Origin of the sequence: Arthrobacter sp. StoSoilB20 (genome assembly GCF_019977295.1) — a bacterium.
Lineage (GTDB): Bacteria > Actinomycetota > Actinomycetes > Actinomycetales > Micrococcaceae > Arthrobacter > Arthrobacter nicotinovorans_A.
The window spans coordinates 2,601,936-2,626,184 of record NZ_AP024651.1; the positions used below are offsets into that span (position 1 = coordinate 2,601,936).

General features: G+C 60.6%; 24 protein-coding genes. 8 read left to right on the forward strand and 16 right to left on the reverse strand.

From position 1 onward, the window contains the following. Positions 1–3: 3 nt before the first annotated feature. The 13 genes from LDN85_RS11705 to LDN85_RS11765 all read right to left on the reverse strand — a co-directional run bounded on the left by LDN85_RS11705 (position 4) and on the right by LDN85_RS11765 (position 14,634). Positions 4–930 (reverse strand): ATP-binding cassette domain-containing protein, encoded by a 927-nt coding sequence (locus LDN85_RS11705; protein WP_026540732.1) that lies wholly within the window; start codon positions 928–930, stop codon positions 4–6. Between the two features lie 13 nt (positions 931–943). Beyond that, positions 944–1,993 carry an ABC transporter permease gene (locus LDN85_RS11710; protein ID WP_026540733.1) on the reverse strand — a complete coding sequence of 350 codons (1,050 nt, stop codon included), beginning with the start codon at positions 1,991–1,993 and terminating at the stop codon, positions 944–946. A gap of 61 nt (positions 1,994–2,054) precedes the next feature. After that, a complete protein-coding gene (locus LDN85_RS11715; RefSeq protein ID WP_026540734.1) occupies positions 2,055–3,056 on the reverse strand; it encodes a substrate-binding domain-containing protein in 1,002 nt (333 codons plus the stop codon). 236 nt (positions 3,057–3,292) lie between these two features. Next, positions 3,293–4,729: a sugar porter family MFS transporter gene (locus tag LDN85_RS11720; protein WP_223943169.1), complete on the reverse strand. Its 1,437-nt coding sequence runs from the start codon at positions 4,727–4,729 to the stop codon at positions 3,293–3,295. Then, complete coding sequence (locus LDN85_RS11725; RefSeq protein ID WP_223943170.1) at positions 4,726–5,601, reverse strand: sugar phosphate isomerase/epimerase family protein; 876 nt, start codon at positions 5,599–5,601, stop codon at positions 4,726–4,728. Before LDN85_RS11725 ends, LDN85_RS11720 begins: the two co-directional genes overlap by 4 nt. A gap of 9 nt (positions 5,602–5,610) precedes the next feature. After that, positions 5,611–6,624, reverse strand: a complete 1,014-nt coding sequence (locus LDN85_RS11730; protein WP_026540737.1) for a Gfo/Idh/MocA family oxidoreductase — start codon at positions 6,622–6,624, stop codon at positions 5,611–5,613. Positions 6,625–6,712: 88 nt separating this feature from the next. Next, entirely contained in the window at positions 6,713–7,630 is a 918-nt protein-coding gene (locus LDN85_RS11735) for a sugar phosphate isomerase/epimerase (RefSeq protein WP_223943171.1), read from the reverse strand. An 87-nt stretch (positions 7,631–7,717) separates the two neighbouring features. After that, complete coding sequence (locus LDN85_RS11740) at positions 7,718–9,229, reverse strand: CoA-acylating methylmalonate-semialdehyde dehydrogenase (protein ID WP_223943172.1); 1,512 nt, start codon at positions 9,227–9,229, stop codon at positions 7,718–7,720. A 40-nt stretch (positions 9,230–9,269) separates the two neighbouring features. Then, positions 9,270–11,216 carry a 3D-(3,5/4)-trihydroxycyclohexane-1,2-dione acylhydrolase (decyclizing) gene (gene iolD, locus LDN85_RS11745; protein WP_223943173.1) on the reverse strand — a complete coding sequence of 649 codons (1,947 nt, stop codon included), beginning with the start codon at positions 11,214–11,216 and terminating at the stop codon, positions 9,270–9,272. 6 nt (positions 11,217–11,222) lie between these two features. Beyond that, complete coding sequence (locus LDN85_RS11750) at positions 11,223–12,185, reverse strand: deoxyribose-phosphate aldolase (protein WP_091551865.1); 963 nt, start codon at positions 12,183–12,185, stop codon at positions 11,223–11,225. After that, positions 12,182–13,198 carry a 5-dehydro-2-deoxygluconokinase gene (gene iolC, locus LDN85_RS11755; protein WP_026540742.1) on the reverse strand — a complete coding sequence of 339 codons (1,017 nt, stop codon included), beginning with the start codon at positions 13,196–13,198 and terminating at the stop codon, positions 12,182–12,184. Before iolC ends, LDN85_RS11750 begins: the two co-directional genes overlap by 4 nt. Positions 13,199–13,431: 233 nt before the next feature. Then, on the reverse strand, positions 13,432–13,836 hold the full coding sequence (locus tag LDN85_RS11760; RefSeq protein WP_026540743.1) for a tautomerase family protein: 405 nt from the start codon (positions 13,834–13,836) through the stop codon (positions 13,432–13,434). Between the two features lie 78 nt (positions 13,837–13,914). After that, a complete protein-coding gene (locus tag LDN85_RS11765; protein WP_175493421.1) occupies positions 13,915–14,634 on the reverse strand; it encodes a sigma-70 family RNA polymerase sigma factor in 720 nt (239 codons plus the stop codon). 227 nt (positions 14,635–14,861) lie between these two features. Here LDN85_RS11765 and LDN85_RS11770 point away from each other — a divergent pair, with 227 nt between their 5' ends. Beyond that, positions 14,862–15,845, forward strand: a complete 984-nt coding sequence (locus LDN85_RS11770) for an Lrp/AsnC family transcriptional regulator (RefSeq protein ID WP_091551870.1) — start codon at positions 14,862–14,864, stop codon at positions 15,843–15,845. A gap of 64 nt (positions 15,846–15,909) precedes the next feature. Here the strand turns inward: LDN85_RS11770 and LDN85_RS11775 are convergent, their stop codons facing one another. Further along, a complete protein-coding gene (locus LDN85_RS11775; protein WP_026540745.1) occupies positions 15,910–16,350 on the reverse strand; it encodes a VOC family protein in 441 nt (146 codons plus the stop codon). A gap of 191 nt (positions 16,351–16,541) precedes the next feature. Between LDN85_RS11775 and LDN85_RS11780 the strand changes: the two genes are divergently transcribed. Together LDN85_RS11780 and LDN85_RS11785 are read left to right on the forward strand one after the other, a co-directional pair. Beyond that, complete coding sequence (locus LDN85_RS11780; protein ID WP_026540746.1) at positions 16,542–16,931, forward strand: DUF3054 domain-containing protein; 390 nt, start codon at positions 16,542–16,544, stop codon at positions 16,929–16,931. A gap of 71 nt (positions 16,932–17,002) precedes the next feature. After that, the gene (locus tag LDN85_RS11785) at positions 17,003–17,281 is read left to right on the forward strand and encodes an Lrp/AsnC ligand binding domain-containing protein (protein ID WP_026540747.1); all 279 of its coding nucleotides are present in this window, start codon (positions 17,003–17,005) and stop codon (positions 17,279–17,281) included. Positions 17,282–17,293: 12 nt separating this feature from the next. Here the strand turns inward: LDN85_RS11785 and trpD are convergent, their stop codons facing one another. Continuing rightward, positions 17,294–18,358: an anthranilate phosphoribosyltransferase gene (gene trpD / locus LDN85_RS11790; RefSeq protein WP_026540748.1), complete on the reverse strand. Its 1,065-nt coding sequence runs from the start codon at positions 18,356–18,358 to the stop codon at positions 17,294–17,296. A gap of 148 nt (positions 18,359–18,506) precedes the next feature. Here trpD and LDN85_RS11795 point away from each other — a divergent pair, with 148 nt between their 5' ends. The 4 genes from LDN85_RS11795 (at position 18,507) to LDN85_RS11810 (ending at position 22,841) form a co-directional block, all read left to right on the forward strand. Beyond that, positions 18,507–19,145, forward strand: a complete 639-nt coding sequence (locus LDN85_RS11795) for a heme-copper oxidase subunit III (RefSeq protein WP_035760670.1) — start codon at positions 18,507–18,509, stop codon at positions 19,143–19,145. Positions 19,146–19,233: 88 nt separating this feature from the next. Beyond that, positions 19,234–20,022 carry a c-type cytochrome gene (locus LDN85_RS11800; protein WP_026540750.1) on the forward strand — a complete coding sequence of 263 codons (789 nt, stop codon included), beginning with the start codon at positions 19,234–19,236 and terminating at the stop codon, positions 20,020–20,022. Between the two features lie 97 nt (positions 20,023–20,119). After that, complete coding sequence (locus tag LDN85_RS11805; protein ID WP_026540751.1) at positions 20,120–21,190, forward strand: Rieske 2Fe-2S domain-containing protein; 1,071 nt, start codon at positions 20,120–20,122, stop codon at positions 21,188–21,190. Continuing rightward, on the forward strand, positions 21,168–22,841 hold the full coding sequence (locus tag LDN85_RS11810) for a ubiquinol-cytochrome c reductase cytochrome b subunit (protein ID WP_026540752.1): 1,674 nt from the start codon (positions 21,168–21,170) through the stop codon (positions 22,839–22,841). Before LDN85_RS11805 ends, LDN85_RS11810 begins: the two co-directional genes overlap by 23 nt. Before the next feature lie 150 nt (positions 22,842–22,991). Here the strand turns inward: LDN85_RS11810 and LDN85_RS11815 are convergent, their stop codons facing one another. Then, positions 22,992–23,783, reverse strand: coding sequence for a GntR family transcriptional regulator (locus LDN85_RS11815; protein WP_026540753.1), 792 nt, complete (start codon positions 23,781–23,783; stop codon positions 22,992–22,994). A 158-nt stretch (positions 23,784–23,941) separates the two neighbouring features. On the opposite strand from LDN85_RS11815, the gene LDN85_RS11820 reads away from it, so the two are divergent. Further along, entirely contained in the window at positions 23,942–24,235 is a 294-nt protein-coding gene (locus tag LDN85_RS11820; protein ID WP_026546854.1) for an HPr family phosphocarrier protein, read from the forward strand. Positions 24,236–24,249 lie beyond the last annotated feature (14 nt).

The window sequence follows — 24,249 nt, forward strand, 5'->3', positions numbered from 1 at the left end:
GCATTACCCGTGTTTCGGGCCGCCGGAACTTACTGTGACATCGACGTCGGCCACCTCTGCCTTGACTGCCTTGACCACATCCCCGTGCCCGCCCAGCTGCTCCAGCTCGTGGGCGAGTTCGGCAAGCTCCGCGCCACCGGCCATCTGGGCGGTGAGCTCGTCCAGGGTGATGTCCTTCTTGTCGTAGTAGCCAATGGACTTGCCGCGTTTGAGCAGTAGAAAGCGGTCTCCCACCGGGAAAGCATGGTGCGGGTTGTGGGTAATGAAGATGACGCCGAGGCCGCGGTCGCGGGCCTGGAGGATGTAGCGCAACACCACGCCCGACTGCTTGACGCCCAATGCTGCGGTGGGTTCGTCCAGAATGAGGACTTTTGCACCGAAGTACACGGCCCGGGCGATGGCGACACATTGGCGTTCGCCGCCGGAGAGCTGCCCGATGGGTTGCTCCACGTCACGCAGGTCAATACCCATCTCGGCCAGTTCCTTGAGCGTGATGGCTTTCATTTGCTCGACGTCCATGGACTTGAACGGCCCGAAGCCTTTAGTGAGCTCTGATCCGAGGAAGAAATTGCGCCAGATCGGCATCAGCGGTACCACTGCAAGGTCTTGGTAGACAGTGGCGATGCCTGCGTCCAAGGCATCACGGGGGGAACTGAACTTCCGTTCCTCGCCCATGATGTTCAGGACGCCCTCGTCGTGCTGGTGGAGTCCGGCGATGATTTTGATCAGTGTGGACTTGCCTGCACCGTTATCGCCCAACACACAGGTCACGCGGCCGTTGTCCACGGCCATGGTTACTTCACTGAGCGCGATGATGTTGCCGTAGTGCTTGCCCACCCCATCCAAGGACAGGAGGTGGACGGGTGTGTGGGTGAGTGGATCACGCTCATTTTGCAGCAGCGTTTCCTGGTCGATTGCTTTGGCATTCATTTCCGTGTGCCCCTTACTTCAATTCAGCGCGGCGTTTGACGATGAGGTTGACGATCGTGGCGAGAAGCAGCATCAGGCCCAGAAAGAACTTGAACCAGTCCGGGTTCCACTGCGCATACACGATGCCCTTGTTGGCCATGCCGAAGATAAACGCGCCGATAGCGCCGCCCACGGCCGAGCCGTAGCCACCGGTCAGGAGGCAACCGCCGATGACTGCGGCGATGATGTAAAGGAACTCGTTGCCCACACCTTCGCCGGACTGTACTGAGTCAAAGGCGAAGAGGTTGTGCATGCCCAGGATCCAGCCACAGAAGCCAACGCCCATGAAGAGTCCGATCTTCGTGGCCTTGACCGGAACACCTACCGCACGGGCAGCATTTGCATCTCCACCGACGGCAAAGATCCAGTTACCTACGCGCGTCCGCATGAGAACCCAGGTGGCGACAGCGACGAGGGCAACCCACATGAAGACGGTGATCTTGACTTCGACTCCACCAAGGTTGACGGAGGAGGCAAAGACAGCTTGAGCTGAGGAAAAGCCATCCATGTCTGAGATAGAGGGCGATGAAACTCCACCGCCGATCATCCTTGTCAGCCCCAGGTTCAGGCCGGTCAGCATCAGGAACGTGGCCAAGGTGACGATGAAGCTTGGAAGTTTGGTCTTCATCAGGATCCAGCCGTTGATGAAGCCGATGGCCAGCGACACCACCAAGGCCAGGCCCACACCGACCCAGACGTTGGTACTGAAGTACCAACTGAACATGGATGCCGTGAGGGCTGAGCTAATGACCGCAACACCGGTGGAAAGGTCGAATTCTCCGCCAATCATCAGCAGGGAAACACCTACAGCCATGATTCCAATGGTGGAGCTTCCATAGAGGACTGTGGCAAATGATGCGGGTTGCAGGAATGTGGGCGAAACCAATGCAAAGAAGATGAAGAGGACTATTGCCCCCACAAGGGCGCCCACTTCCGGCCGGCCCAACAGCTTTTGAAGTGGATTGCGCCTGCCGATACGTTCATCACGAAGGGGAAGGGGGGTTTTGGATAAGGTCTGTGTCATGGCTTTCTCCTGCTAGGGCAGGTCCCCGGACGAAAGCCCGGGAACCTGCTTGGGGGAATCCTTAGCGGATACCTTCCTTGGCGAACTTGAGGACGTCGGGGGCCGAGGACTGATCGATGATCGAGGGACCCGTCAGAACAGGAAGGCCGCCGCCAACATGGAATCCGCCGCGCTTGACCTGCCACAGCGCGTCAACGGCGCCGTAGCCCTGAAGCCACGGCTGCTGGTCAACGGTGAACGCCACTTTGCCATCGATGATGGCCTGCGCGAGCTCGCCGTTCATGTCAAATGATGCAACCTTGACTTTGCTTTGCAGGCCGAGCGATTCCACTGCCTTGTTGATGGTCAGGGTAAAGGGTGCACCCAGGCCGATGATGGCGTCTGCGTCCGGTGTTGCCTGAAGCTTGGCCGTTACTGTGGAGGAAACCTGGGTCATGTCCGTGCCCTGCACGAAGAGGTTTTCGGTGCCCGGGACTTTCGACTTGACGCCTGCGCACCGTGAATCAAGAGCGACGTTGCCTTGCTCCATAATCACGCAAATTGGATGCTTCACCCCGAGGGAAGTGAGCTTTTCTCCCACCGCCGCGCCGGCCAGGTTCTCGTCGGAGCCGAAGTGGGTGAAAGCTCCCACCTGCTTCCACACATCTGCACCGGAGTTGAGGCTGACCACGGGGATACCAGCATCGGCCGCCTTCTTGAGCACATCCTTCAGGGCGTCCGGCTTGGCCAGGGTGACAGCGATACCGGCCACTTTCTGGTCGATGGCCTGCTGAATCAGTTGGGCCTGCCGCCCGCCTTCGGGATCCGACGTGTAGAGAAGTTCCACATTGTCCTTTGCAGCAGCTTCCTCGGCGCCTTTGCGGAGAATGTCCCAGAAAGTGTCGCCGGGGGCGGCGTGGGTAATGAGCGCTACTTTGATGCGCTCCGTCGAGGCGACCTGTCCCCCACCGGCACCGCCGCCGGTTGAGTCAGTTTTGCCGCCCGTGCTCGAACACGCGCTAAGAGCCAGCAGCGGGACTACTGCGGCCACCACGGCCGCTTTACGCCAGGAAAACTTTCCCACGATGAATCTCCTTTGATTTCAGCTCCGGGCTGCCACCTTGCAGCCACCGGATTGCGCCTACATTGATCATGGTGATCCACGGCACATAAGTCAATAGTTTGTCCTGACATTAGGATGTAATCACGTAATATCCAGTTACTCCATTGAATAGTGGCCTCGTTCGACAAAAAGGGCAGCACCGCTGATCCCAGCGGTGCTGCCCTTTCGTGGCTTGTTTGAAGACTTGGTTGTTGTGCTCAGGGGCCCGTAGGAGCCGCCGGCACTGATGCCTTGCCGGCGACGTTCTTGAAATAGTGCTCCAGGTCCTCAAGAGTCTTGTCCTTGGTTTCCGGGATGAACTTCGCGGCAAAGGTGATGGCAGCGACGCCGAGCACCGCAAAGACGAAGAAGGTATTCGAAAGACCAATAGCCGCCAGGAGCTGGGGGAAGCCAAAGCCCACCAGGAAGTTGACTATCCACAAAACAAAGGCAGAAGCTCCCATGCCCAGACCTCGGATCTTGAGGGGGAAGATTTCCGAGAGCATCAGCCACGTAACCGGGGAAATCGCACCCTGCTGGAACGCGAGGAAGGTGACCGTCAAGGCCAGGATGACAAACCCGCGCGCAGTCCCTTCAGGAAGCACCAAGGAGAAGATCCCAATGAGCAGGAGGGCAGTTGTAGTGCCGATCTGCCCGGTAATGAGCATTTTCCGCCGGCCGACCTTCCCCAGGAGCCAGATCCCTGCAAATGTTGCCAGGACGGAGATGACGCCGTTGGCAATATTCGCCGTCAGGGCAGCCTCCCGCCCAAATCCTGATTCCGCCAGTATCTGGGTGCCGTAGTACATGATCGAGTTCACGCCGGTAATTTGCTGGATCACAGCCAAGCCAAGGCCCACCACGAAAATCCTGCGGAGCCAAGGAATGCCCAGGTCCTTCCATGAACCCATTTTGGACTTGTAGTCCTCCACGGCCATGGCTTTGACGTCCTCGAATTCAACTCTGGCCTCTTCCTGTGACCGAATCCGCCGAAGGACGCTCAGGGTCTCCCCGAAGTTCCCTATGGAAGCAAGCCACCGCGGGCTCTCGGGCATGAAGTTCATGCCAACCCAAAGGGCGATCGCCGGCAGCGTTGCGATCACCAGCATCCAACGCCAGATTCCGCCCGCTTCCCCGAACGTGTTCCCCAGGTAGGCATTGAAGATAAAAGCCAGCAGTTGCCCAGTGACAATCATGAGCTCGTTCTGGGTGACAATCCTGCCACGGCGGGCACTGGGAGAAACTTCAGCAAGGTAGACCGGCACCGTAACCGAGGCACCACCGACGGCCAGGCCAAGAATGAACCGGGCAGCCACCATGATTTCCGTGCTCGGAGCGAAAGTACAGGCAAGTGTTCCCAGCAGGAAGATCATGGCAAGGACCATAATCATCCTGCGCCGTCCGTGCCGGTCGGCGAGCCTTCCACCCAAAAGGGCTCCAAACGCGGCACCAAACAGCAGTGAAGAGGTCACCAGTCCTTCGGTCAAGGGCGTGAGGCCCAGGTCCTCCTGCATGTACGGCAAGGCGCCGTTGATGACGCCGGTGTCGTAGCCGAAGAGGAGCCCTCCAAAAGTGGAGATGATCGTCACGGTCCGGAGTGCCCTCCGGTGGTTTACCGGCTTCGCAGCGGTCTCCGAAGGCAATGGAGCGCTCACGCGCTGACCTTTTGAATATGCTGCTTCATTGTCTCCAATTGGTAGAGGGAGACTTCTTCCGCATTCTCATCCTCGGCGAAGACTGAGGAAACCATGACGGTGTTCTCCTTGTCCAGGAAGCCGATCTCCTTCAGCCCGCCAAAGAACTCATCCCAGTTCACGTCGCCGTCGCCGATTTTCAGGTGCTGGTGGACGCGGACTGCGTTGCCTGGTGGGTTGGTGATGTAGCGAAGTCCGTGGGAGGCATGGTGGTTCATGGTGTCCGAGACGTGGACCAGGCGCAGCTTGTCGCCGGCCGCCCGCATGATCTCCAGGGGCTTGTTGCCCATGTGGAAAGAATGCGAAGCCACGTACACCATGCCGATGTTCGGTGAGTTGACGCCCCGGATGACGCGCAGTGCCGCCAACCCGTCCTCCACGAAGTCATCAGGATGCGGATCTATGAGTACGTCCATGTCTTCGCGTTCAATGATCGGCAGCAACTCTTCCATGGAGCGGTAAAACGCCCGCTCGGACTCTTCTGCTTTCTCCGGACGGCCGCTGAATTCGGTGTTCATGGTCTGGACACCGAGGTCCACTGCAATCTGGATGGCCCGCTTCCAGTAGCGGACGGCTGCTTCCCGTGCGTCCTCGTCGGGTCCGGACCAGCGCAGAACGGGCAGGACGGAGGCGATTTCGACGCCGGCGTCCTTGCACGCGGCCTTCAGCTTGGCCACCAACTCATCATCCGCTTTGGGGTGGTTGTAGAACGGAATGAGGTCCGCATGGGGAGTCATCTGAAGGTACTTGTAGCCAAGGTCGGCAGCTACCCGCGGGAAATCCAGCAGGCCGTGGCTATGGTGAAACGGTGTGGGATCAAGGGCAATTTTCATGGTCCATCCCTACTTGTAGAGATCCGGCTTGGTGTTCAAGCGGACCTTGACCTTCTCGCCGGACTTCTGGGCCTCCACGCCGGCCTCACAGCAGGCAGCGGTGGCGTATCCGTCCCAGGCGGTGGGGCCGCCGATTTCTCCGCGGAGGGCGGAGTCAACCCATGACTGCACCTCGACGTCGTACGCCGCCCCGAAGCGGTCTTCAAAACCTGGTGTGACGTTGCCGCCCCACTTGCCCGCGGTTTGGATGTAGGGTCCGGCGTCCCCGCCGATGCTGACGATTCCGTCTTCGAAAGAGGCTTGTGTGGCTACTTGGTAGCCGAACTTGGCGTTGACATAGATCTCGACGTCGGCCAACACACCGGACTCGGTCTCCAGCAGCACGTGCTGGGGATCGTGCTGTCCGTTGGGCGCACTGCGCGTGGGCTTGCCAAGACGGACCTGCACAGAGGTGATTTCCTCACCCGTGAAGTAGCGGATCGCGTCGAACTCGTGGACCACGGAGTCGTTGATGAGCATTTCGTTGGTGAAGCCCTCGGGCGTGCTGGGGTTGCGGTGCTGGTGGTGGAGCATCAGCAACTCCCCCAACCCGCCGTTCCGGACCATCGCACCCAAAGCCGAGTACTCAGCATCAAAACGGCGCATGAAGCCGACCTGGATGAGCTTGTGGCCCAGGGCTTGTTCCGCTTGGACAACTTTCCAGGCGCTTTCGGCGTCAGGGGTGAGGGGCTTCTCGCAGAGAATCGGGAAGTTCTTCTCCAAAGCCTTGTAGAGGATTTCCTCGTGGAGGAACCCCGGGGTCGCGATCAGGACGGCGTTCACGTCGCCGTTGTTCAGTGCCTCCTCAGCGCTGGCCAGCGCAACGGCACCGTCAATGCCTTCAATTGCAGACTGCGCCCGTGCGAGGTCGACGTCGACGACGGCGGCGACTTCAGCGCCATGGATACGTGTGCTGAGGCGCTTGATGTGGTCCGCACCCATGCGGCCCGCACCGATAACGGCAACGCGGAGAGTCTTGGTCACTGTATTTTCCTTCGTGAAGTTCTTCTTGGGTGGCTGTTGCTGGACGCTGTCAGCGGTCGCTGTTGCTGGCCGCTGTTACTTGACCGTGCTACTGGACGCGGGTGCGGGATCCACAGGACAGCAGGTAATTGCGGGTTCTTTTGGCGATCGGCATCGGTACGTCGAAGGCTACGGGGTACATGTCCTGTTCCACGATGCCAAAGATCGGACGGTCCAGGGCTTCGACAGCTTCGATGACAGCACGCAAATCAGGCAAGCCGTTCGGCGGCTCGGTCATGACACCGGCCAGGTTGGCCGCTGCCCACGTCATGTTCTTTTCATTGACCTCGGCCAGGACCTCGGGATTGATCTGCTTCAGGTGCAGGTATCCGATGCGGTCCGGGTGGTTCTTGATGAGTTCAAGGCTGGACGCGCCGCAGTACTCAGCGTGCCCCGTGTCCAGGCAAAGATTCAGGTACCGGGGATCCGTGGCCTCCAGCAAGGTTTCAATGTCCTTCTGGGCGCCAACATGGGAGTCGGCGTGGGAGTGGAACTGTTGGTGCAGTCCGAAGTCCTCCAACAGGACCTTGCCCATGCGGTTGTGGCCTGCAAACAGGTCAGCCCATTGCTCGTCCGTGAGCTCGCCGTTCTCCACTGCTTCGCCGGTGACGTCGTCCCGCCACATCGCGGGGATGACCACAATGTGTTCACCGCCCATGGCAGCAGTGAGTTCGGCCACCTTGCGGGCCGGCTCCCACGCATCGTCGTATTGCTTGGCACCACGGTGGAATGCCGTGAAGACCGTACCCGCCGTGACTTTGAGGTCGCGCTGCTTCAATTCATCAGCAAGCCGGCTCGGGTCATTGGGCAAATAGCCATACGGCCCCAGTTCAATCCATTTGTAGCCGGACTCGGCAACTTCATCCAGGAACCGCTCCCACGGAGTCTGCTGGGGATCGTCCGGGAACCAGACACCCCACGAGTCGGGGGCAGTACCGATGATCAGCTTGTTCTCGACATCAGTCATGACAACGTTGTCTTCCTCTTCTTGGAGCCGGGCCGCCAGGGTCCCTGCCGCTGTTGCGCGGCGGGGTGGCGGAGGGGCTGGATGTTTTTAGTTGGACGGGAAGTTGTAGGACGCGCCGGAGGCGTGGGTCGGTTCAGGCCAGCGCGAGGTGATGACTTTGCCGCGGGTGTAGAACGACACGCCTTCGGGTCCGTAAATGTGCTTGTCTCCGAAGAGGGAGTTCTTCCAACCACCGAAGGAGTGGTACGCCACCGGGACTGGCAGGGGCACGTTGATGCCCACCATGCCCACAGTCACCGAACGCTGGAATTTCCGCGCGTTCGCACCCGAAGAGGTGAAGATCGCAGTTCCATTGCCGTAGGGGTTGGAGTTGATCAGCGCGATGCCTTCTTCAAGGTCGGCGACGCGCACCACCACCAGGACCGGCCCGAAGATTTCCTCGGTGTAGGCGGTCATTTCGGTCTTCACGTGGTCGATCACCGTGGGACCCACCCAAAAACCGTCTTCATGGCCGGGGACTACCAGATCGCGGCCATCCACCACCATGGCGGCACCTGAGGTTTCGGCTTCGGTGACGATCTTGACGATCCGTTCCTTGGAGGCCGGGGTGATGACCGGACCCATTTCGGCGTCGGGTTCAGTCCCGTTCTTGACCTTCACTGCCAGGGCGCGTTCTTCGACCTTCTTGACGATCAAGTCTGCAGCATCGCCGACGGCGACGGCGACTGAGATAGCCATGCAGCGCTCCCCCGCGGAACCGAAGGCGGCAGCGGCCAGGTGGTCGGCGGCGTTGTCGAGGTCGGCGTCGGGCATCACGATTGCATGGTTCTTCGCCCCGCCCAGGGCTTGGACGCGCTTGCCGTGCTTGGTGGCGGTCTCGTGAACGTACTGGGCAATCGGGGTGGAGCCGACAAAGGAGATGCCGTCCACGTCCGGGTGTGTCAGCAATCCGTCCACGGTTTCCTTGCCGCCATGAAGAACCTGGAATACGCCATCGGGCAGCCCTGCCTGCTTCCACAGCTTAGCCAGAAGCATCGAGGCGGACGGATCACGCTCGGAGGGCTTGAGGATGAAGGCGTTACCGGTGGCGATTGCCATGGGTGCCATCCACAGCGGGACCATGACGGGGAAGTTGAACGGCGTGATGCCGGCGACGACGCCCAGGGGCTCGCGGAAGGAGAAGACATCGATCCCGGTGGAGACCTGGTCCGAGTAGTCACCCTTGAGCAGCTGCGGGATGCCGCAGGCAAACTCGATCACTTCCAGGCCGCGGCCAATCTCGCCCTTGGCATCGGAGAGGACCTTGCCGTGCTCGGCGGTGATCAGCTCGGCGAGCTCATCCACGTGCGCTGCGACGAGCTCGCGGAATTTGAACAGCACTGCGGTGCGCTTCGCCAGGGAAATGTCGCCCCAAGAGTCAGCTGCCTTGCGGGCCGCTGCGACGGTGGCATTCAGGTCTGCCTCGTTGGCCAGGCGCAGTTCCGCGGATACCTGGCCCGTCGCGGGGTTGTAGACCGGCTGGGTGCGGTCCCCTTCGCCGGTGGTTTCGGCGCCGTTGATGAAGTGGTGGATGGTGGTCAATGTGGTCGTCGTCGACATGTGCGGACTTCCTAATGGTCTGTGGCTCTAAGAGCTGCGGTTAGCCGAGCAGCTTGCGCTGGCGGTTCTTGTGCTGGGTGTAGGTCTGGTAGGCCTGCTGGGTGGATTCGAGATCAGAAACAGCTGAGACCGGAACGTCCCACCATGACTCGGAGTCCGGCGCGTCCAGCAGAGGATCGGACTCAATGTGGATCACGATCGGGCCCGTTTCCGGGGCAGCCTTGGCTTCCTTGATGGCGGCGCCGAGGGCTTCGATGACGTGCTCCCCCGGTTCGATACGGATGACCTTCGCGCCGAGGGACTCGGCGTTCGTGGCGAGGTCGATGGGAAGCTTCTCACCGGCGTCGAAGCTGTGTTGCTCAGCGTCCAGGACGCGGTACTGCGTGCCGAAACGCTGCGAGCCGAGGGACTCGGAGAGCGAACCGATGGAGGCATAGCCGTGGTTCTGGATGAGCACGACAATCAGCTTGATGCGTTCGGCGACGGCGGTAACCAGTTCGGTATGCATCATCAGGTAGGAACCGTCCCCCACCATGACCACCACATCCCTGTCGACGCCGCCCGCTGCAGCTTCGGCCAGCGCTGCGCGCTTGACGCCCAGGCCGCCTGGAATCTCGTAGCCCATGCAGGAATAGGCGTATTCCACGTGGTACCCGAACGGGTCCCGGACGCGCCACATCTTGTGCAGGTCACCGGGCAACGAACCCGCGGCGCAGATGACTACGTCGTGGTCGTCCATGGCGTTGTTGGTGGCCCCGATGATTTCGTTTTGGGCCGGCAACGGCGTGTGCCGGGTTTCGAAAGCCTCGTCCACGATTGCGTTCCAGCGCTTCTTTTCGCTTGCCGTTTTTTCTTCGAGATCGGCACCGACCCGGTAACCGCCCAGGGCACTGTTGAGCTTAACCAGGGCCTTGCGGGCGTCAGCGACGATCGGCAGCGTGGTGCCGTGCTTGTAGGCGTCGATCGGCGCCACGTTGATGTTCACGAACTTCACGTCAGGGTTCTGGAACGCGGTGCGGGACGCGGTGGTGAAGTCCTCGTAACGCGTGCCGATGCCAATGACGAGGTCCGCCTCGGCTGCAATGGCGTTGGCCGCCGTCGTACCGGTGGAACCGATTGCACCGACAGATTGTTTGTGGTCCCACGGAAGGACGCCGACACCGGCTTGAGTGTTTCCTACGGGAATACCCGTCAACTCGGCGAATTTGGCAAGTTCCTCGTTGGCGTAGGCGTAAAGGACACCACCGCCGGCAATGATCAGCGGGCGCTTGGCGGCGCGGATAGCCTCCATCGCACGGCTGATATCGTCATCCTCCGCTTCGGGGCGGCGTATCCGCCATTCGCGCTCGGACAGGAATTCCTCAGGGACCTCGAACGCCTCGGCCTGGACATCCTGCGGCAACGAAATGGTCACTGCGCCGGTCTCAGCCGGGTCCGTCAGGACGCGCAGGCCGTGGTGGAATGCAGAAAACAACTGCTCCGGGCGGGAAACCCTGTCAAAGAACCTGGACAGTGGACGGAAGGCATCGTTGACAGTGATGTCGTACGCATACGGGAGCTCGAGCTGCTGCAAAACCGGGTCTGCCGCGCGGGTTGCGAAGGTGTCGCTCGGCAACAACAGCACGGGAAGGCGGTTGGTGGTAGCCAATGCAGCACCGGTCAAAAGGTTTGAAGACCCCGGACCAATCGAGGTGCTGATCGCGAACGTCTGGCGGCGGCGCGTATGCCGGGCGTAGCCGACAGCCTGGTGTACCTGGGCCTGCTCATTACGGCCTTGGTAGTAAGGCATGATTCCAGGGTCCGCAGCCTGGTACTGCTTCAATGCCTGGCCCACACCAGCCACATTGCCGTGGCCGAAAATGCCGAACGTTCCCGGAATGAGCCGCTCACGGTACTCCACGCCGTTAATGGAATCCACGGTGTATTGCTTGGACAGGAATTCGACTACGGCCTGCGCCACAGTCATTCGACGGGTTGCTGTACCCATTGCTGGCTACTCCGATACTTTCACTGGGATACGGTCTGATATGCCTCGATCTCCTGGGGCGCTGGCCTCTGCCCCGCTGTGGTTCAGCAGCGAGGCGGCCGTCGCCACGGCACCGGCGACGTCGCCGTCGGCCGGGTAGAGAAGTGTCCGCCCAACGGTGAGCCCCTGAACGCCTGGCAGGGCGAGGGCAGCCTGCCAACTGGCGAAAATCTCGTCCTGCGTTCCCGCAGGGTCCCCGCCCAAAAGCACGGTGGGCAGCGTGGTGGAGGCCATGACGCGTTCCATCTCATCGACCACAGGCAGCTTCATCCAGGTATAGGCGCTGGTTGAACCCAATCCTTCTGCTATGCCCACTGACTTGATAACCGCATCTGCGCGGAGGTCGTTACGTACTTTGCCATGGGAATCACGCACCGAAAGGAAGGGCTCAACCATGGCAATGAGCTTCCGCTCAGCCAAAGAGTCGATCGCCTTGGCCGTTGCTTCCAAGGTGGCCACGGTGTCCGGGTCACCCAGGCAGATGCGTGTCAGCATTTTGCCGCCATCGGCTCCGAGTGCTTCCAGCGCTGCAGCGGTATGCCCGGTAAAGCGGTCATCAAATTCATTGACCAGTCCGGCCAGTCCCCCGCGGTTCATGGACCCGAAGACGAGTTTTCCCTCCAAAGCGCCGAGCAGCAGGAGGTCATCCATGATGTCAGGTGAGGCCAAAATGCCATCAACGGCAGGGTTCGCCAGGGCAACCTGCAGCCGATCCAACAGATCGCGCCGATCGGCCATGGCCATAGGCTGGGTACCAACGGCCAAGGCACCCCGGGCCGGGTGATCAGCGGCAACGATGAAATTCTGCTTACCGTGCTTGAGGCCTGGGTGTCTGCGTCGGGTGGCCGCAGCCCGGGCTACCGCCTCCGGATCTTCCAACCGGACACGGCTCAAGTGTTCATAACGGCGGGGGTCCTCATTCAGGCTCATCGCACTGCTCCTTCTGCAAGGCTGGACGCCGAAAGACCTGTGCCGGGTACAGGCCGGCCACGGTCGGCCAGCAGCGAGGTGACTTCATCCGGCGTCGGCATGGCATCGGCACAGGAAAGGCGTGATGCCACGATCGCGCCCGAGGCATTGGCATAATCCAGGACTTCCGAAAGCGGCCAGCCTGACAACAATCCATGGCAGAAAGCGCCCCCGAAGGAATCGCCTGCGCCCAGGCCGTTCAGGGTTTCCACGGGGACAGGAGCCGAAACGACGCGTTCGGTGCGCGTCTTGGCCATAACACCCTCCGGCCCAAGCTTGACCACGGCAATTTCGACGCCGGCCGCCAACAGGCGGTCGGCTTGCTCATCGGGGGTGCCTTCTCCCACGGCAACAGCACATTCCTTGTCGTTACCGATAGCAACGGTGACGTGCGGAAGAATCTTGGAAACCTCCGCCCGGGCCTCCTCTTCCGAGGCCCAGAACATGGGACGGTAGTCAAGATCCAGGATGGTGAATTGGCCATCCTTGAGTCCTGCCCGCGGGCGGGCCTGGTGCGCTGCCAGGTGCGCCCCGCGGCTTGGCTCCTGGCACAGCCCTGTGACGGTTGACCAGAAAATCCCGGCATCCCGGATGGCCTGGAGATCAAGCTCATCAGCTTTGATCTGCAGGTCCGGAGCCGTGGGAAATCGGCCGTAGAAGTAGAGGGGAAAGTCTTCCGGCGGCTTGATTGCACAGAACGTGACGGCCGTGGGGTACTCCTTGACCGGCGAGACGAAGGAATCATCCACCTTGAACTTATGCAGCTCCCTGTGAAGGTAGTTGCCGAAAGCGTCATCGCCGGTTCGGGTGATGATTCCCGCCCGGCGACCATGACGTGCGGCGGCGACGGCCACGTTGGAAGGTGACCCCCCAAGGTATTTGCCGAAGGACGTAACATCCTCCAGGTCGACGCCAATGTCGTTCGGGTAGATATCAACGCTGATGCGCCCGATCGTAAGCAGTTCGTGGGTCACGATGATCGTTGACCTTTCTCTTGTGAGCTCTGAACCTTTGAGCGCTGGGCCCCAATGCCTTGCCACCCCTCAGTGAGCGGGGCCACATGACTACTTTGCACCAGATTTTATGTCCTGTCAAAGGTTTGTACTGACATATTTACAACGAAACCTGGTCGCTCCATAAAGTGACCGCAGGCCAAACCCCCCGACCCCCGGAATATGGTTCCGGCGGCCTGGCTTGGGTGGGCCGGCTATTTGGCGGGAACCGCAAGCTCCCCCGTGAGGTACTGGGCGCGGCCAAAGCCGAAGGACCAATCACCAGCCGTGTTTTCGACATAGCCAAGGAAGACATCCTCGCCCGCAACGCCAACCTCACCCAATCGCGCCGCTATGGCCGCAAAAAGGGACTGCTTGGCCTCACGGCTGCGGCCTTCCTGGGTGAAGATCTGGATCATGACGACATTCGACGAACGCTCAAACCCGAGCCCCGCATCCTGGGCGAAAATTTGACCCGGCGCATGCTCGGTGACGATATGGAAGTAGTCGCGCTCCGGAATGCGATACTCGGCGAGTATTGCCTCATGGATGCTTCTACTGATTTGCCCCAGCTCTTCCGGGCTCCTGCCGGCGTTGAGGTCGATTCGAACCAATGGCATTTTTACCCCTCTGGAAGTTTGTCCTGTCATACTAACAAACTACGAAGGGTGGGACAAGATGCGTTGCTTTCTCCCGCGTCAGCTCACCGTCGCGGCATCACCCTTGGGCCGCTCGTTCATGGCTTCGTCGATCTCTTTGAGGTAAACCAGAACATCAGCACAGCGGGCACACGCAACCACGTGACTGGCTATGCGTTGCCGCGCGGCCTTACGGACTGCGTTCCGCACGTATTTGCCGAAGTGCCGGGAATAATCGATGCAGGGGTCATCGGGAGTCTGTGCCACGTGTTCCTGCAGGTACGCCTGGCGCAAACCCTCCCTTGCCCTGATCAGCAATGAGGAAACTCCGTTGGGGCTCAACTCCATCACCCGGCCGGTAGCCGCAGGTTTCAGGCCTTCAACTTCGACGCACCAGAGAACGGCCTGCCAGCGCGTGGGCAGGGAACGGAATGCGCGCATCAGGACGGTAGCCTCAAAGGCCCTGATGGTCGAGTTGTCGTCCAGGACCAGATCATCCATGGCGCTGCCGTAGCCCAGGGTCGCATTCCGCCTGCTGCGGACATTCCTGCGGTGGGCCATCCGCCTGACCGTAGTGGTCAGGTAGGCCTGAAAGGACTCCCTTGGCCCTTTGCCGGCGAGCAAAGCCTCCAGTACCGAGGCGAACGCCTCGGCCACCACATCCTCCGCGTCGCTGGCGTTGTCAGTCTCCGCACGAGCTACATAGCCGGCCACCGCAAGATGGGATTCATACAGTTCGCTGAACGCGGCGAGATCCCCGCGGCGGACCAGGTCAACCAAGTGAAACTCATGCGGATCCCCGCGATGTGGCGTCGTCGCAGTCCGGCCTGCCCGTCCAACCCGCCCGGCGGATGTACCAACCCCCGGCGCTGGGGGTTGCACTGCCGGAGTTGCGGGTTGGTGCGACATTTCTGCCTTTCGGAATGGAGTGTTGAGCGCACCCAAACTAGGCAGTCAATGATTAGATACGCACAGAATGCACGTTTCTAGCGAGAATTAGGGAGTCAATGCAGGAATATGAACTCGACGAGCGGGATTTCCGCTTGTTGCACGCACTGCAGATCCGTCCCCGCGCCCCATGGGCAGCGCTTGCTCCTATAGTCGGGGCCGATGCCGCAACGCTTTCGAGGCGGTGGACCGCACTGAAGGACGCCGGATTGGCGTGGGTGACGTCCTACCCTGGATTGGGGACCAAATACTCCGGGGCCGTCGTAGAGATCGACTGTGCGCCAGCCAGCATCCTCCGCGCCACAGAAGAACTTGCCGGCGATCCACAGGTGATGACCATCCACCAAACCGCCGGGGGAAGGGACCTGCTTGTTACCTTGCTGTGCTCCACAGAGGCCGAGCTGAGCTACTTTCTGCTCGAACGGCTTTGCACCGTTGAGGGGATCCGCAGCACCCGGACGCACAGGGCCATCAAGCTTTTGTCCGACGCCAAGCAGTGGCGGCTCCGGTCACTCCACGACACGGAATCCCGGCTGTTGGAACGTAACCTCCCGGAGCCCACATCGACGGGCCGCGGGATCACTGCCGAACACGAGAAACAATTGGCACTGCTTCTCAAGCTCGATGGCCGCATTCCCGTTGCAGACATTTCCAACACGCTTGGGATAAGTCCTGCGAAGGCGAGGAACGCCCTGGCCGCGGTCGTTGCCGAAAACCGCTTGACCTTGCGGCTGGAAGTCGCCAGGTCCTACACCCCTTGGCCAGTGAACGTGTGGTACTTCATGCGGGTCCCCGCCACCAAGGTGGAAGTAGTGGCCCGGAGGTTGTCGACCCTGGAAGAGGTGCGGATGGTCACAACTACGGGCGGTATGTACTCCATCATCATGACGGTGTGGCTTCGCCGGGTCGAAGACATGACCCTTCTTGAGCGGCAATTGGGAGAGCGACTGCCCTTTGCCGAAATCATGGACCGGTCAATCGTCCTTCGGACCCCAAAACACATGGGCCACCGGCTTGATCCCAGCGGGAAGCGGACCGCATGAACTGTTCGGCAACATGCCCGGCTCCCCGCGGTGGGTGGGGCAAGCATTTTTGCCCCACCGGACACTATGCAGTCTGCGGCTCCCCCTGCTGGGTGCCGGCAATGTTGACCAGCCAGCCGATACCGAATTTGTCGATACACATCCCGAACGTATCGCCCCAGGGCGCCGCCTCAAGGGGAACAGTGACAGTGCCGCCGTCGACCAGCTTGTCCCAGAAGCCCCGGAGTTCACCTTCGTCAGACGCTTCGCCGCTCAATGACACTGAGATGTTGTCTCCAGGATTGAAAGACATGCCGTTGGGTGTGTCTGCCGCCATGAGGGTCAATCCGCCCGGGGTTTCCAACATGGCATGCATGACTTTGTCGGCTTCGGCAGGATCCTGGCTCGCCTGGTAGTCGCCGAAGGTGCTGATATTCAGTTCGCCACCGAAAACGGATTCATAAAAGGTGATCGCTTCCCGGGCGTTATCCCGGAATGAGATGTAGGGATTGAGTCGGGTTGTCATGGACGGTCTCCTTCTGGACGGCTGATGGTGTTGGTTTGGTCACAGTGCCGCAATGCTAACAGCGGCAGGTGGCACCTGTCCCCCAAATCCTTCAGCCGCCGTCGTACACCATTTACAGGGGGGTAAATGCCCGCACCACGCAAACGGGCCCGGCTTCGCTCCCGGGTGCAAGCCCGGATAATGTCATAGGCATGCTCTCACCATCACGGCTGTGGATTCCCGCGGCCATTGCAGACGTCCTGTTGATCCTTGTCTTCGCAGCCATTGGCAGGGACGCGCATGCGCGCGGGGATATTCTTGCCGGCGCCTTCACCACAGCGTGGCCCTTCCTGGCCGGAGCAGCGCTGGCCTGGCTCGCAGCCCGCGCCTGGCGCTCACCCTTGGCCGCATGGCCGACTGGCGTCCTGGTGTGGGTCAGTACAGTACTGGTGGGAATGCTGCTCAGGGCTGTGACCGGCCAAACGGTGGTGCTGCCTTTCGTGCTCGTCGCGTTGGTCAGCCTTGCGGTTTTCCTGCTCGGCTACCGGCTCATCGTGGCTTTCGCGGCGAGGGTGGCCCGAACGCGGCAACGCCGCCCCTGAACAGGGCCTGCCACCTGCAAATGCACTAGGCTGAAGCAGTCCGCAATGATGCATTTTCGGAAAGGCCCCACGTGATCACCGCTTTCGTCCTGATCAAAACAGATGCCTCACGCATCCCGGAGACCGCCGAGCAGATCTCTGCCATCCAAGGCATCAGTGAGGTCTACTCCGTCACGGGCGAATGGGACCTCATAGCCGTGGCCAGAGTTACCAAGCACGAAGAGTTGGCGGACGTTATCGCGGACAAACTGTCCAAAGTGGGTTCCGTGGTCCACACCACCACCCACATCGCCTTCCGGGCGTATTCGCAGCACGACCTCGACGCGGCGTTTGCCCTCGGGTTCGAGTAGGCGCGCGCCTGCCTAGCCTTCACTCCGGCTGAGTTCAGTCCATTGTGCGAGGACTTCGGAAGCCTTGCCGGAGTCAACCGACTCAGCAGCACTGGCGAAGGCCTTGCGCATGCGCTCGGTGAGTGTCCCCTCGGCCTGCAGGTCAAAGGAAACCAAGCCCGCGGCCGCGTTGAGGAGCACGGCGTCCCGCACAGGACCTGTCTTTCCCTCAAGGATGTCGCGGACAACTCCGGCGTTCGCCGCAGCATCGCCTCCGCGCAGATCGGCAACCGTGGAAGGGCCGATGCCAAGGTCGGCTGGATAAAATACCTGTTCCGTGACGACGCCGTTCCGGATTTCCCATACAGTGGACGGCCCGGTTGGTGTGAGTTCATCGAGCCCGTCATCACCACGGAACACCAGTCCACGGCTCCCCCGGCGGGCCAGCACGCCGGCCACCAGCGGAGCCATCCGCACATTTGCCACTCCGACGGCCGAGGCCTGAACGTGCGCGGGGTTGGTCAAGGGTCCCAAGAAGTTAAAGGCCGTTGGTACGGCCAACTCGCGGCGCGGCACAGCTGTGTGCCGGAAAGAAGGATGGAAAACCTGCGCGAAGCAGAATGTGATTCCTGCCTCTTCTGCGTTCCGGGCGACCTGCTCGATGGAAAGATCCAGGCGAACGCCCAGGGCCTCCAACACATCGGCCGAACCGGAGGTCGAGGATGCTGCCCTGTTTCCGTGCTTGACCACCTTGGCGCCGGCACCTGCCGCAACAAGCGCTGCCATCGTGGAGATGTTGACGGTATTGAGCCGGTCGCCACCAGTCCCTACGATGTCCAGTTTCTCCCCGGAAATCCCAATGGGGTTGGCGTGCTGGACCATGGCTTCGACCAGGCCGGCGAGTTCTTCGACTGTTTCGCCCTTGGATCTCAGGGCCACAAGGAAGCCTGCAATCTGTGCCGGAGTCGCTTCCCCGGACATGATCATGTTCATGGCCCACTCTGTATTGCCCGCAGCAAGGTCGTCGCCATTGATCAATGCTGAGATGAGCCCTGGCCAGGTATTGCTGGCTGCAGGTGCCGATGCCGGAGAAGTCACCCACTGATGCTATCGACCCTGCCACGCCGATGACCAATGTGAACACAGCCGGGAACTTTTCCGCGCGATTTCGCGTCTTTGTAGAAAAAGTCTCCCGAATCGGTGGTTTGCATTGGGAACTCTGGACTTTTACAGACATAATGTCCTTGTGACATCTGCGACCCATGCCCCCAGTACCCCGGCGCACCCGACGCTGAACCGCCCCAACCTGGTTTCTGTTGGAACCGTTGTTTGGCTGTCCAGTGAGTTGATGTTCTTCGCCGGCCTCTTTGCCATGTACTTCACCCTGCGCTCCACATCCGGACTGATGTGGGCCGAGGAGACGGCCAAGCTCAACTTCCCGTTTGCGCTCGTCAACACGATCGTCCTTGTGGCAAGTTCGTTTACTTGCCAGATGGGCGTTTTTGCCGCCGAGCGGCTGGAGCCGCGCCGCACCGGACGGCCACTCCAATTCACCCGCTGGGGCATGTCTGAATGGTTTGTCCTGACCTTCATTATGGGTGCCTTCTTCGTGGCCGGACAGACCACGGAATACGCCATGCTCGTCTCCGAGCACGTATCCCTGTCCTCCAACGCCTACGGCTCCGCCTTCTACATGACGACGGGCTTCCACGGCCTGCACGTCATTGGCGGCCTGATCGCCTTCCTGTTCATCATTGGACGCGCATTCGCAGCCAAGAAGTTCGGACACTTTGAAGCGACGTCGGCGATCGTCACCTCGTACTACTGGCACTTTGTCGACGTTGTGTGGATCGGCCTCTTCCTGGTCATCTACGTCCTCAAGTAAGCCCGGCTTTGACTCTTTTTCTACAAGAGGCAGAATTTCAAGAAGCGGCTCGCGGAGCCGACGCAGGATCGAATAAAGGAACCACCACGTGAAGGCACTATCGCAGAAGCGACGTCACCCACTGGCAGCCATTGCGCTGCTGTTGATGGGCCTCCTCCTCACTGGTGGGCTCTACGCCGTTGCCACAACTGTCAATCAGGCCAAGGCCGACACCACAAGCTTCAGCGCCAGTGACGTAGAAGAAGGCGGCAAGCTCTTTGCCGCCAACTGCGCCACCTGCCACGGCATGGGTGCGTCCGGAACCCAGGACGGCCCCTCGCTGGTCGGCGTGGGTGCTGCAGCCGTTGACTTCCAGGTTGGCACCGGTCGTATGCCCATGCAGATGAGTGGACCGCAGGCCCAGCAGAAGCCCGCCCAGTTCAACGCAGAGCAGACCAAGCAGCTGTCCGCTTACGTTGCTTCCCTTGGCGCCGGACCGGCCATTCCCGAAGAGCACCTTCTCGACGGCAAGGGAGATGCCGCCAACGGTGGCGAACTCTTCCGCGTGAACTGCGCCATGTGCCACAACGCAGCCGCTGCCGGCGGTGCCTTGACCCGAGGCAAGTTCGCTCCTGCACTTGCAGGTGTCAGCCCGGAGCACATCTACGAGGCCATGGTCACCGGCCCGCAGAACATGCCTGTCTTCAATGACTCCAACATCACCCCTGAAGACAAGCGCGACATCATCACCTTCCTGACGACCATCGAAGCCAACGGTTCTCCCGGTGGAGCGGATCTTGGATCGCTTGGTCCCGTATCCGAAGGTTTGTTCGTCTGGATTGCCGGCCTGGGTGTCATCATCGCATTCACCATCTGGTTGACGTCCCGCACGTCCTGATCCGGACACGACAAAAACTTCTGCTGCACTGTCAGCAGTTTGAAACTGAAAATAACTCGGCCCCGGCCGAGACAACGAGAGAAGGATGAGGCGAATTATGGGCAACCATAGTGACGGCAGTCCGAACCACTCGGGCACCGTAGCTACGGCTGGTCAGAATGAGGTGGAGAAGTTCCAGGATCCTGGGCTTCCTCCGCATCGTTTGCGCCTGGCTGACACGGACCCGGTAGCCGCAAAGCGAGCCGAGCGTCAGGTAGCCATTCTGTTTGGCACCTCCGTCATTGGCACGCTGGTCTTCCTGGTGGCGTATTTCGCCATCGACCTGGGCGACGACACCACCATTGCGACCATCCGTACCCAGAACCTTCTTCTGGGACTGGGTACGGCCTTTGCCATGCTTGGCATCGGCACCGGCATCGTGCACTGGGCCAAGGCCCTCATGCCCGATCACGAAGTCTCTGAAGAACGCCACGCCATTCGTACGGAAGAGGATCGCCAGGCAGCTGTCCGGATCGTCGACGACATCGTCGAGGAAACCGGCATCAAGCGCCGCCCGCTGATCCGCAACACCCTTCTTGGTGCCGTTGCGCTTGCCCCGCTGCCTGCTCTCGCCATTTTCGGCGACCTGGGCCCCCGCCCGGACGACGCTTTGGCACACACCATGTGGGCTCCGGAGGGCGGAAAGCTCAAGCGCCTGACCCGCGACCCTGATGGCACCCCCATCAAGGCCTCCGATGTCACCATTGGTTCAGCGTTCCACGTCATCCCTGAAGGTCTCAACGAGCTCCACGAGGGCAAGCTGAACGAAAAGGCCAAGGCCGTCGTCCTGCTGATGCGCCTTGACCCGAACTCCTTGAACCCCTCCGAGGGCCGCGAAAACTGGAGCTACAACGGAATCGTTGCCTACTCCAAGATCTGCACGCACGTTGGCTGCCCCGTTGCTCTCTACGAGCAGCAGACGCACCACCTTCTGTGCCCGTGCCACCAGTCCACATTTGACCTCACGCAGGAATGCAAGGTCATCTTTGGGCCGGCCAGCCGTCCGCTCCCCCAGCTGCCGATCGCAGTTGACGCAGAGGGCTACCTCGTCGCCACCAGCGACTTCAGAGAACCTGTAGGACCGAGTTACTGGGAGCGTGACGAGCATGAGCGCCTCATCAACAGCTGAAGCCCCCTTCGTTCCGAAGACCAAGGTTGGTAGTTTCACCAACTTCGTGGACGAGCGTGTGGGTGGCTCCGGCATCCTGCGTGAGTTCGGCCGGAAGGTCTTCCCCGACCACTGGTCATTCATGTTCGGTGAGGTGGCGCTGTACTCCTTCGTCATCTTGCTGATGTCAGGTACCTTCCTGACCTTCTTCTTCGATCCGTCCATGGCGGAAACCCACTACCAGGGTTCGTACACTCCGCTGTACAACGTAGAAATGTCCGTGGCATACAGCTCGTCCCTGAACATCTCCTTCGATGTCCGCGGCGGTCTGTTCATGCGTCAGGTACACCACTGGGCGGCACTGCTGTTCGTGGCCTCCCTGGGTGTCCACATGCTGCGCGTGTTCTTTACGGGTGCTTTCCGCAAGCCGCGTGAAATGAACTGGGTAGTCGGCGGTGTGCTGCTCATCCTGGCAATGGCAGCCGGCTTCACTGGCTACTCGCTCCCCGATGACCTGCTTTCCGGCAACGGCCTGCGCATCATCGATGGCGTTATCAAGTCCATTCCGGTGATCGGAACGTACATCTCGTTCTTCCTCTTTGGAGGCGAATTCCCCGGCACAGCCATCATTGGCCGTCTCTACGTGCTGCACATCCTGCTTGTTCCTGCGCTCATCCTCCTGATGATCGTGATCCACCTGTTCATGGTGGTTGTCCACAAGCACACCCAGTACCCCGGCCCGGGACGCAACGACGGCAACGTCGTGGGCTACCCGCTTGGCCCGGTTTACGCTGCCAAAGCCGGTGGATTCTTCTTCATCGTCTTCGGCGTTCTGGCACTGATGGCTGCGGCGTTCACGATCAACCCGATCTGGAACTACGGCCCTTACGATCCCTCCCCTGTGTCGGCAGGTACCCAGCCTGACTGGTACATCGGTTTCGTTGACGGTGCTCTGCGCTTGATGCCTGGCGTCGTCAATGACTTCCACTTCGAATGGATCATCTTCGGCCGTGTGCTGACCTTGAACGTCCTCCTTCCTGCCCTTGTACCCGCAGGCATCATCTTCACCGTTCTGTTCATGTACCCGTGGATCGAACGTTGGATCACCAAGGACAACCGCGAGCACCACGTTCTCGACCGTCCCCGCAACGCCCCCACCCGTACGGCGATCGGCGTTGCAGGTTTCACCTGGTACTGCGTGATGTGGGCGGCTGCTGGTTCGGACCTCATCGCCACGCACTTCCACGTCTCGCTCAACGATGTGACCTACTGGCTGCGGACACTGTTCTTCATTGGCCCGATCATCGCCTTCGTAGTGACCAAGCGCATCGCCCTCGCTCTCCAGCGCAAGGACCGTGAGATTGCCCTGCACGGCCGGGAAACGGGACGCATTGTCCGTCTCCCCCACGGTGAGTTCATTGAGGTCCACGCTCCGCTGGACGAGTACAAGCGCTACAAGCTTGTTGGGTTCGAGTCACCGGCTCCCTTGCCGGCAGAACCGAACGAGCATGGCGTTGTCACCCGCAAGGAAAAACGGCGTGCGGCGCTGTCCAAGTGGTTCTTCGAGGACCGTGTTGCTCCGGCAACACCGGCAGAGCTCGAAGCCGCCCACGCGCATGGCCACCATGAAGCCATTGAAGCTGGCGAAGACCAAAAGAGCCTGAGCCACTAACGCTTGGGTAAATATGGGAAGGGCCCGGTCCATTGGACCGGGCCCTTCCCATTTGCTTTATAGCCATGGTGTTCTTTATAGCCATCGTGTTACTGCAGTCAGGATCTCTAACGCGGCCTTGGTTTTGCCCTGGGAACGTTCCGGTGCCTGCTAGGGCTGTGTACGGTACCCGGAGGAGTAATTGCGGGTGGGCCTGACGCCTGGGCGCTGCAGGGGCACCCAGAGCTTGTATCGGTCGGCCCGGTAGTAGGACACGGAATAGTCCACCATCGCCCGTGCCACGAATGCATGGCGTTGGATCTTCAACAAGGGAGCTCCGACGTCGACGTTGAGCAGCCGTGCAGTGGAAGGGGAGGCCGCCGTGGCCTCGATCATGTCTTCGCCCCACTCCATCACCAAACCAAAGCGTTCGCTCAGTACGTTGTAGAGGGACGTTGGAGGTGCTTCGTCCAACAGGCCCGGAACCCGGTGCGCCGGAATAAAATTCTCATCCACGCTCATCGGTTCATTGTCTGCAAGCAGCAATCTCCTGAACCGGACCAGTGGGGTGCCTTCCTCCAGCTGAAGCTCCCGGGCAAGAAATGCACTCGCCGAGATCTGCTCGAAGCTCAGGACTTTCGCCGCAGGGACCATGCCACGCCGCTGCATTTCCTCGCTGTATGATGTCAGTTTTACTTGGAGGTCCAGTTTTGGCTTCCTGACGAAAGTTCCCAACCCCACTACGCGTTCGAGGACCTCCTCACCCACGAGGGCGTCAATGGCTTGACGCACCGTCATCCGTGCCAGACCGAAACGGTCCGAGAGATCCCGCTCTGATGGGAGCGCAGAACCCGGAGGGCAGGATTGCGCGATGAACGCCCGAAGGATTTCACGGAGCTGAACATAAATTGGAGTACCGCTGGTTCGATCAATCTCGCCCGCGATGCTTGCTGCCTCAGGCACTGCAGCAGTCCGACAATTGAGTCATGCTTCAAGGATAATTCAGCGGTGCTTCAGGTCTAGACCACGTAAGCCCTGTATGGAGCAGGCGGTTCTTGGAAGCTAGGCTTGGATGGACAATTTTGCGACGGACCATCCGTCAACTCACCAAAGGAGCCAGGTTGCCGGAGTCGAGGGCCATCGTTGCCGCGGAAGTTGGATTACATGCCCGGGCAGCAGCAGTGTTCGTGCGTGCTGTGACTGACACGGGGCTGGCGGTCACCATACGCAAACACGATGGTCGGCCGGTTGACGCGCGTTCCCTGCTGGAAGTCATGACTGAGGACTTCGGGCACGGGTGTGAGGTCCTACTCGAGGTCGCCCCAGACTCCCTCGCAGCGGGGCAAAGCGTTGCAGCAGCCGAGAACGCACTGACAGCTCTTTCGGCCGTCCTGGAGGCCACAGAAGCCCGCTGAGCTCGTATCTGGCA

Bases quoted from the DNA above. Each gene is read 5' to 3' on its own strand.
- LDN85_RS11740 (WP_223943172.1), bottom strand. From the start codon at position 9,229: ATGTCGACGACGACCACATTGACCACCATCCACCACTTCATCAACGGC.
- LDN85_RS11710 (WP_026540733.1), bottom strand. From the start codon at position 1,993: ATGACACAGACCTTATCCAAAACCCCCCTTCCCCTTCGTGATGAACGT.
- LDN85_RS11770 (WP_091551870.1), top strand. From the start codon at position 14,862: ATGCAGGAATATGAACTCGACGAGCGGGATTTCCGCTTGTTGCACGCA.
- LDN85_RS11810 (WP_026540752.1), top strand. From the start codon at position 21,168: ATGAGCGCCTCATCAACAGCTGAAGCCCCCTTCGTTCCGAAGACCAAG.
- iolD (WP_223943173.1), bottom strand. From the start codon at position 11,216: ATGGGTACAGCAACCCGTCGAATGACTGTGGCGCAGGCCGTAGTCGAA.
- LDN85_RS11705 (WP_026540732.1), bottom strand. From the start codon at position 930: ATGAATGCCAAAGCAATCGACCAGGAAACGCTGCTGCAAAATGAGCGT.
- LDN85_RS11725 (WP_223943170.1), bottom strand. From the start codon at position 5,601: ATGAAAATTGCCCTTGATCCCACACCGTTTCACCATAGCCACGGCCTG.
- LDN85_RS11750 (WP_091551865.1), bottom strand. From the start codon at position 12,185: ATGAGCCTGAATGAGGACCCCCGCCGTTATGAACACTTGAGCCGTGTC.
- LDN85_RS11760 (WP_026540743.1), bottom strand. From the start codon at position 13,836: ATGCCATTGGTTCGAATCGACCTCAACGCCGGCAGGAGCCCGGAAGAG.
- LDN85_RS11805 (WP_026540751.1), top strand. From the start codon at position 20,120: ATGGGCAACCATAGTGACGGCAGTCCGAACCACTCGGGCACCGTAGCT.
- LDN85_RS11735 (WP_223943171.1), bottom strand. From the start codon at position 7,630: ATGACTGATGTCGAGAACAAGCTGATCATCGGTACTGCCCCCGACTCG.
- LDN85_RS11775 (WP_026540745.1), bottom strand. From the start codon at position 16,350: ATGACAACCCGACTCAATCCCTACATCTCATTCCGGGATAACGCCCGG.
- LDN85_RS11780 (WP_026540746.1), top strand. From the start codon at position 16,542: ATGCTCTCACCATCACGGCTGTGGATTCCCGCGGCCATTGCAGACGTC.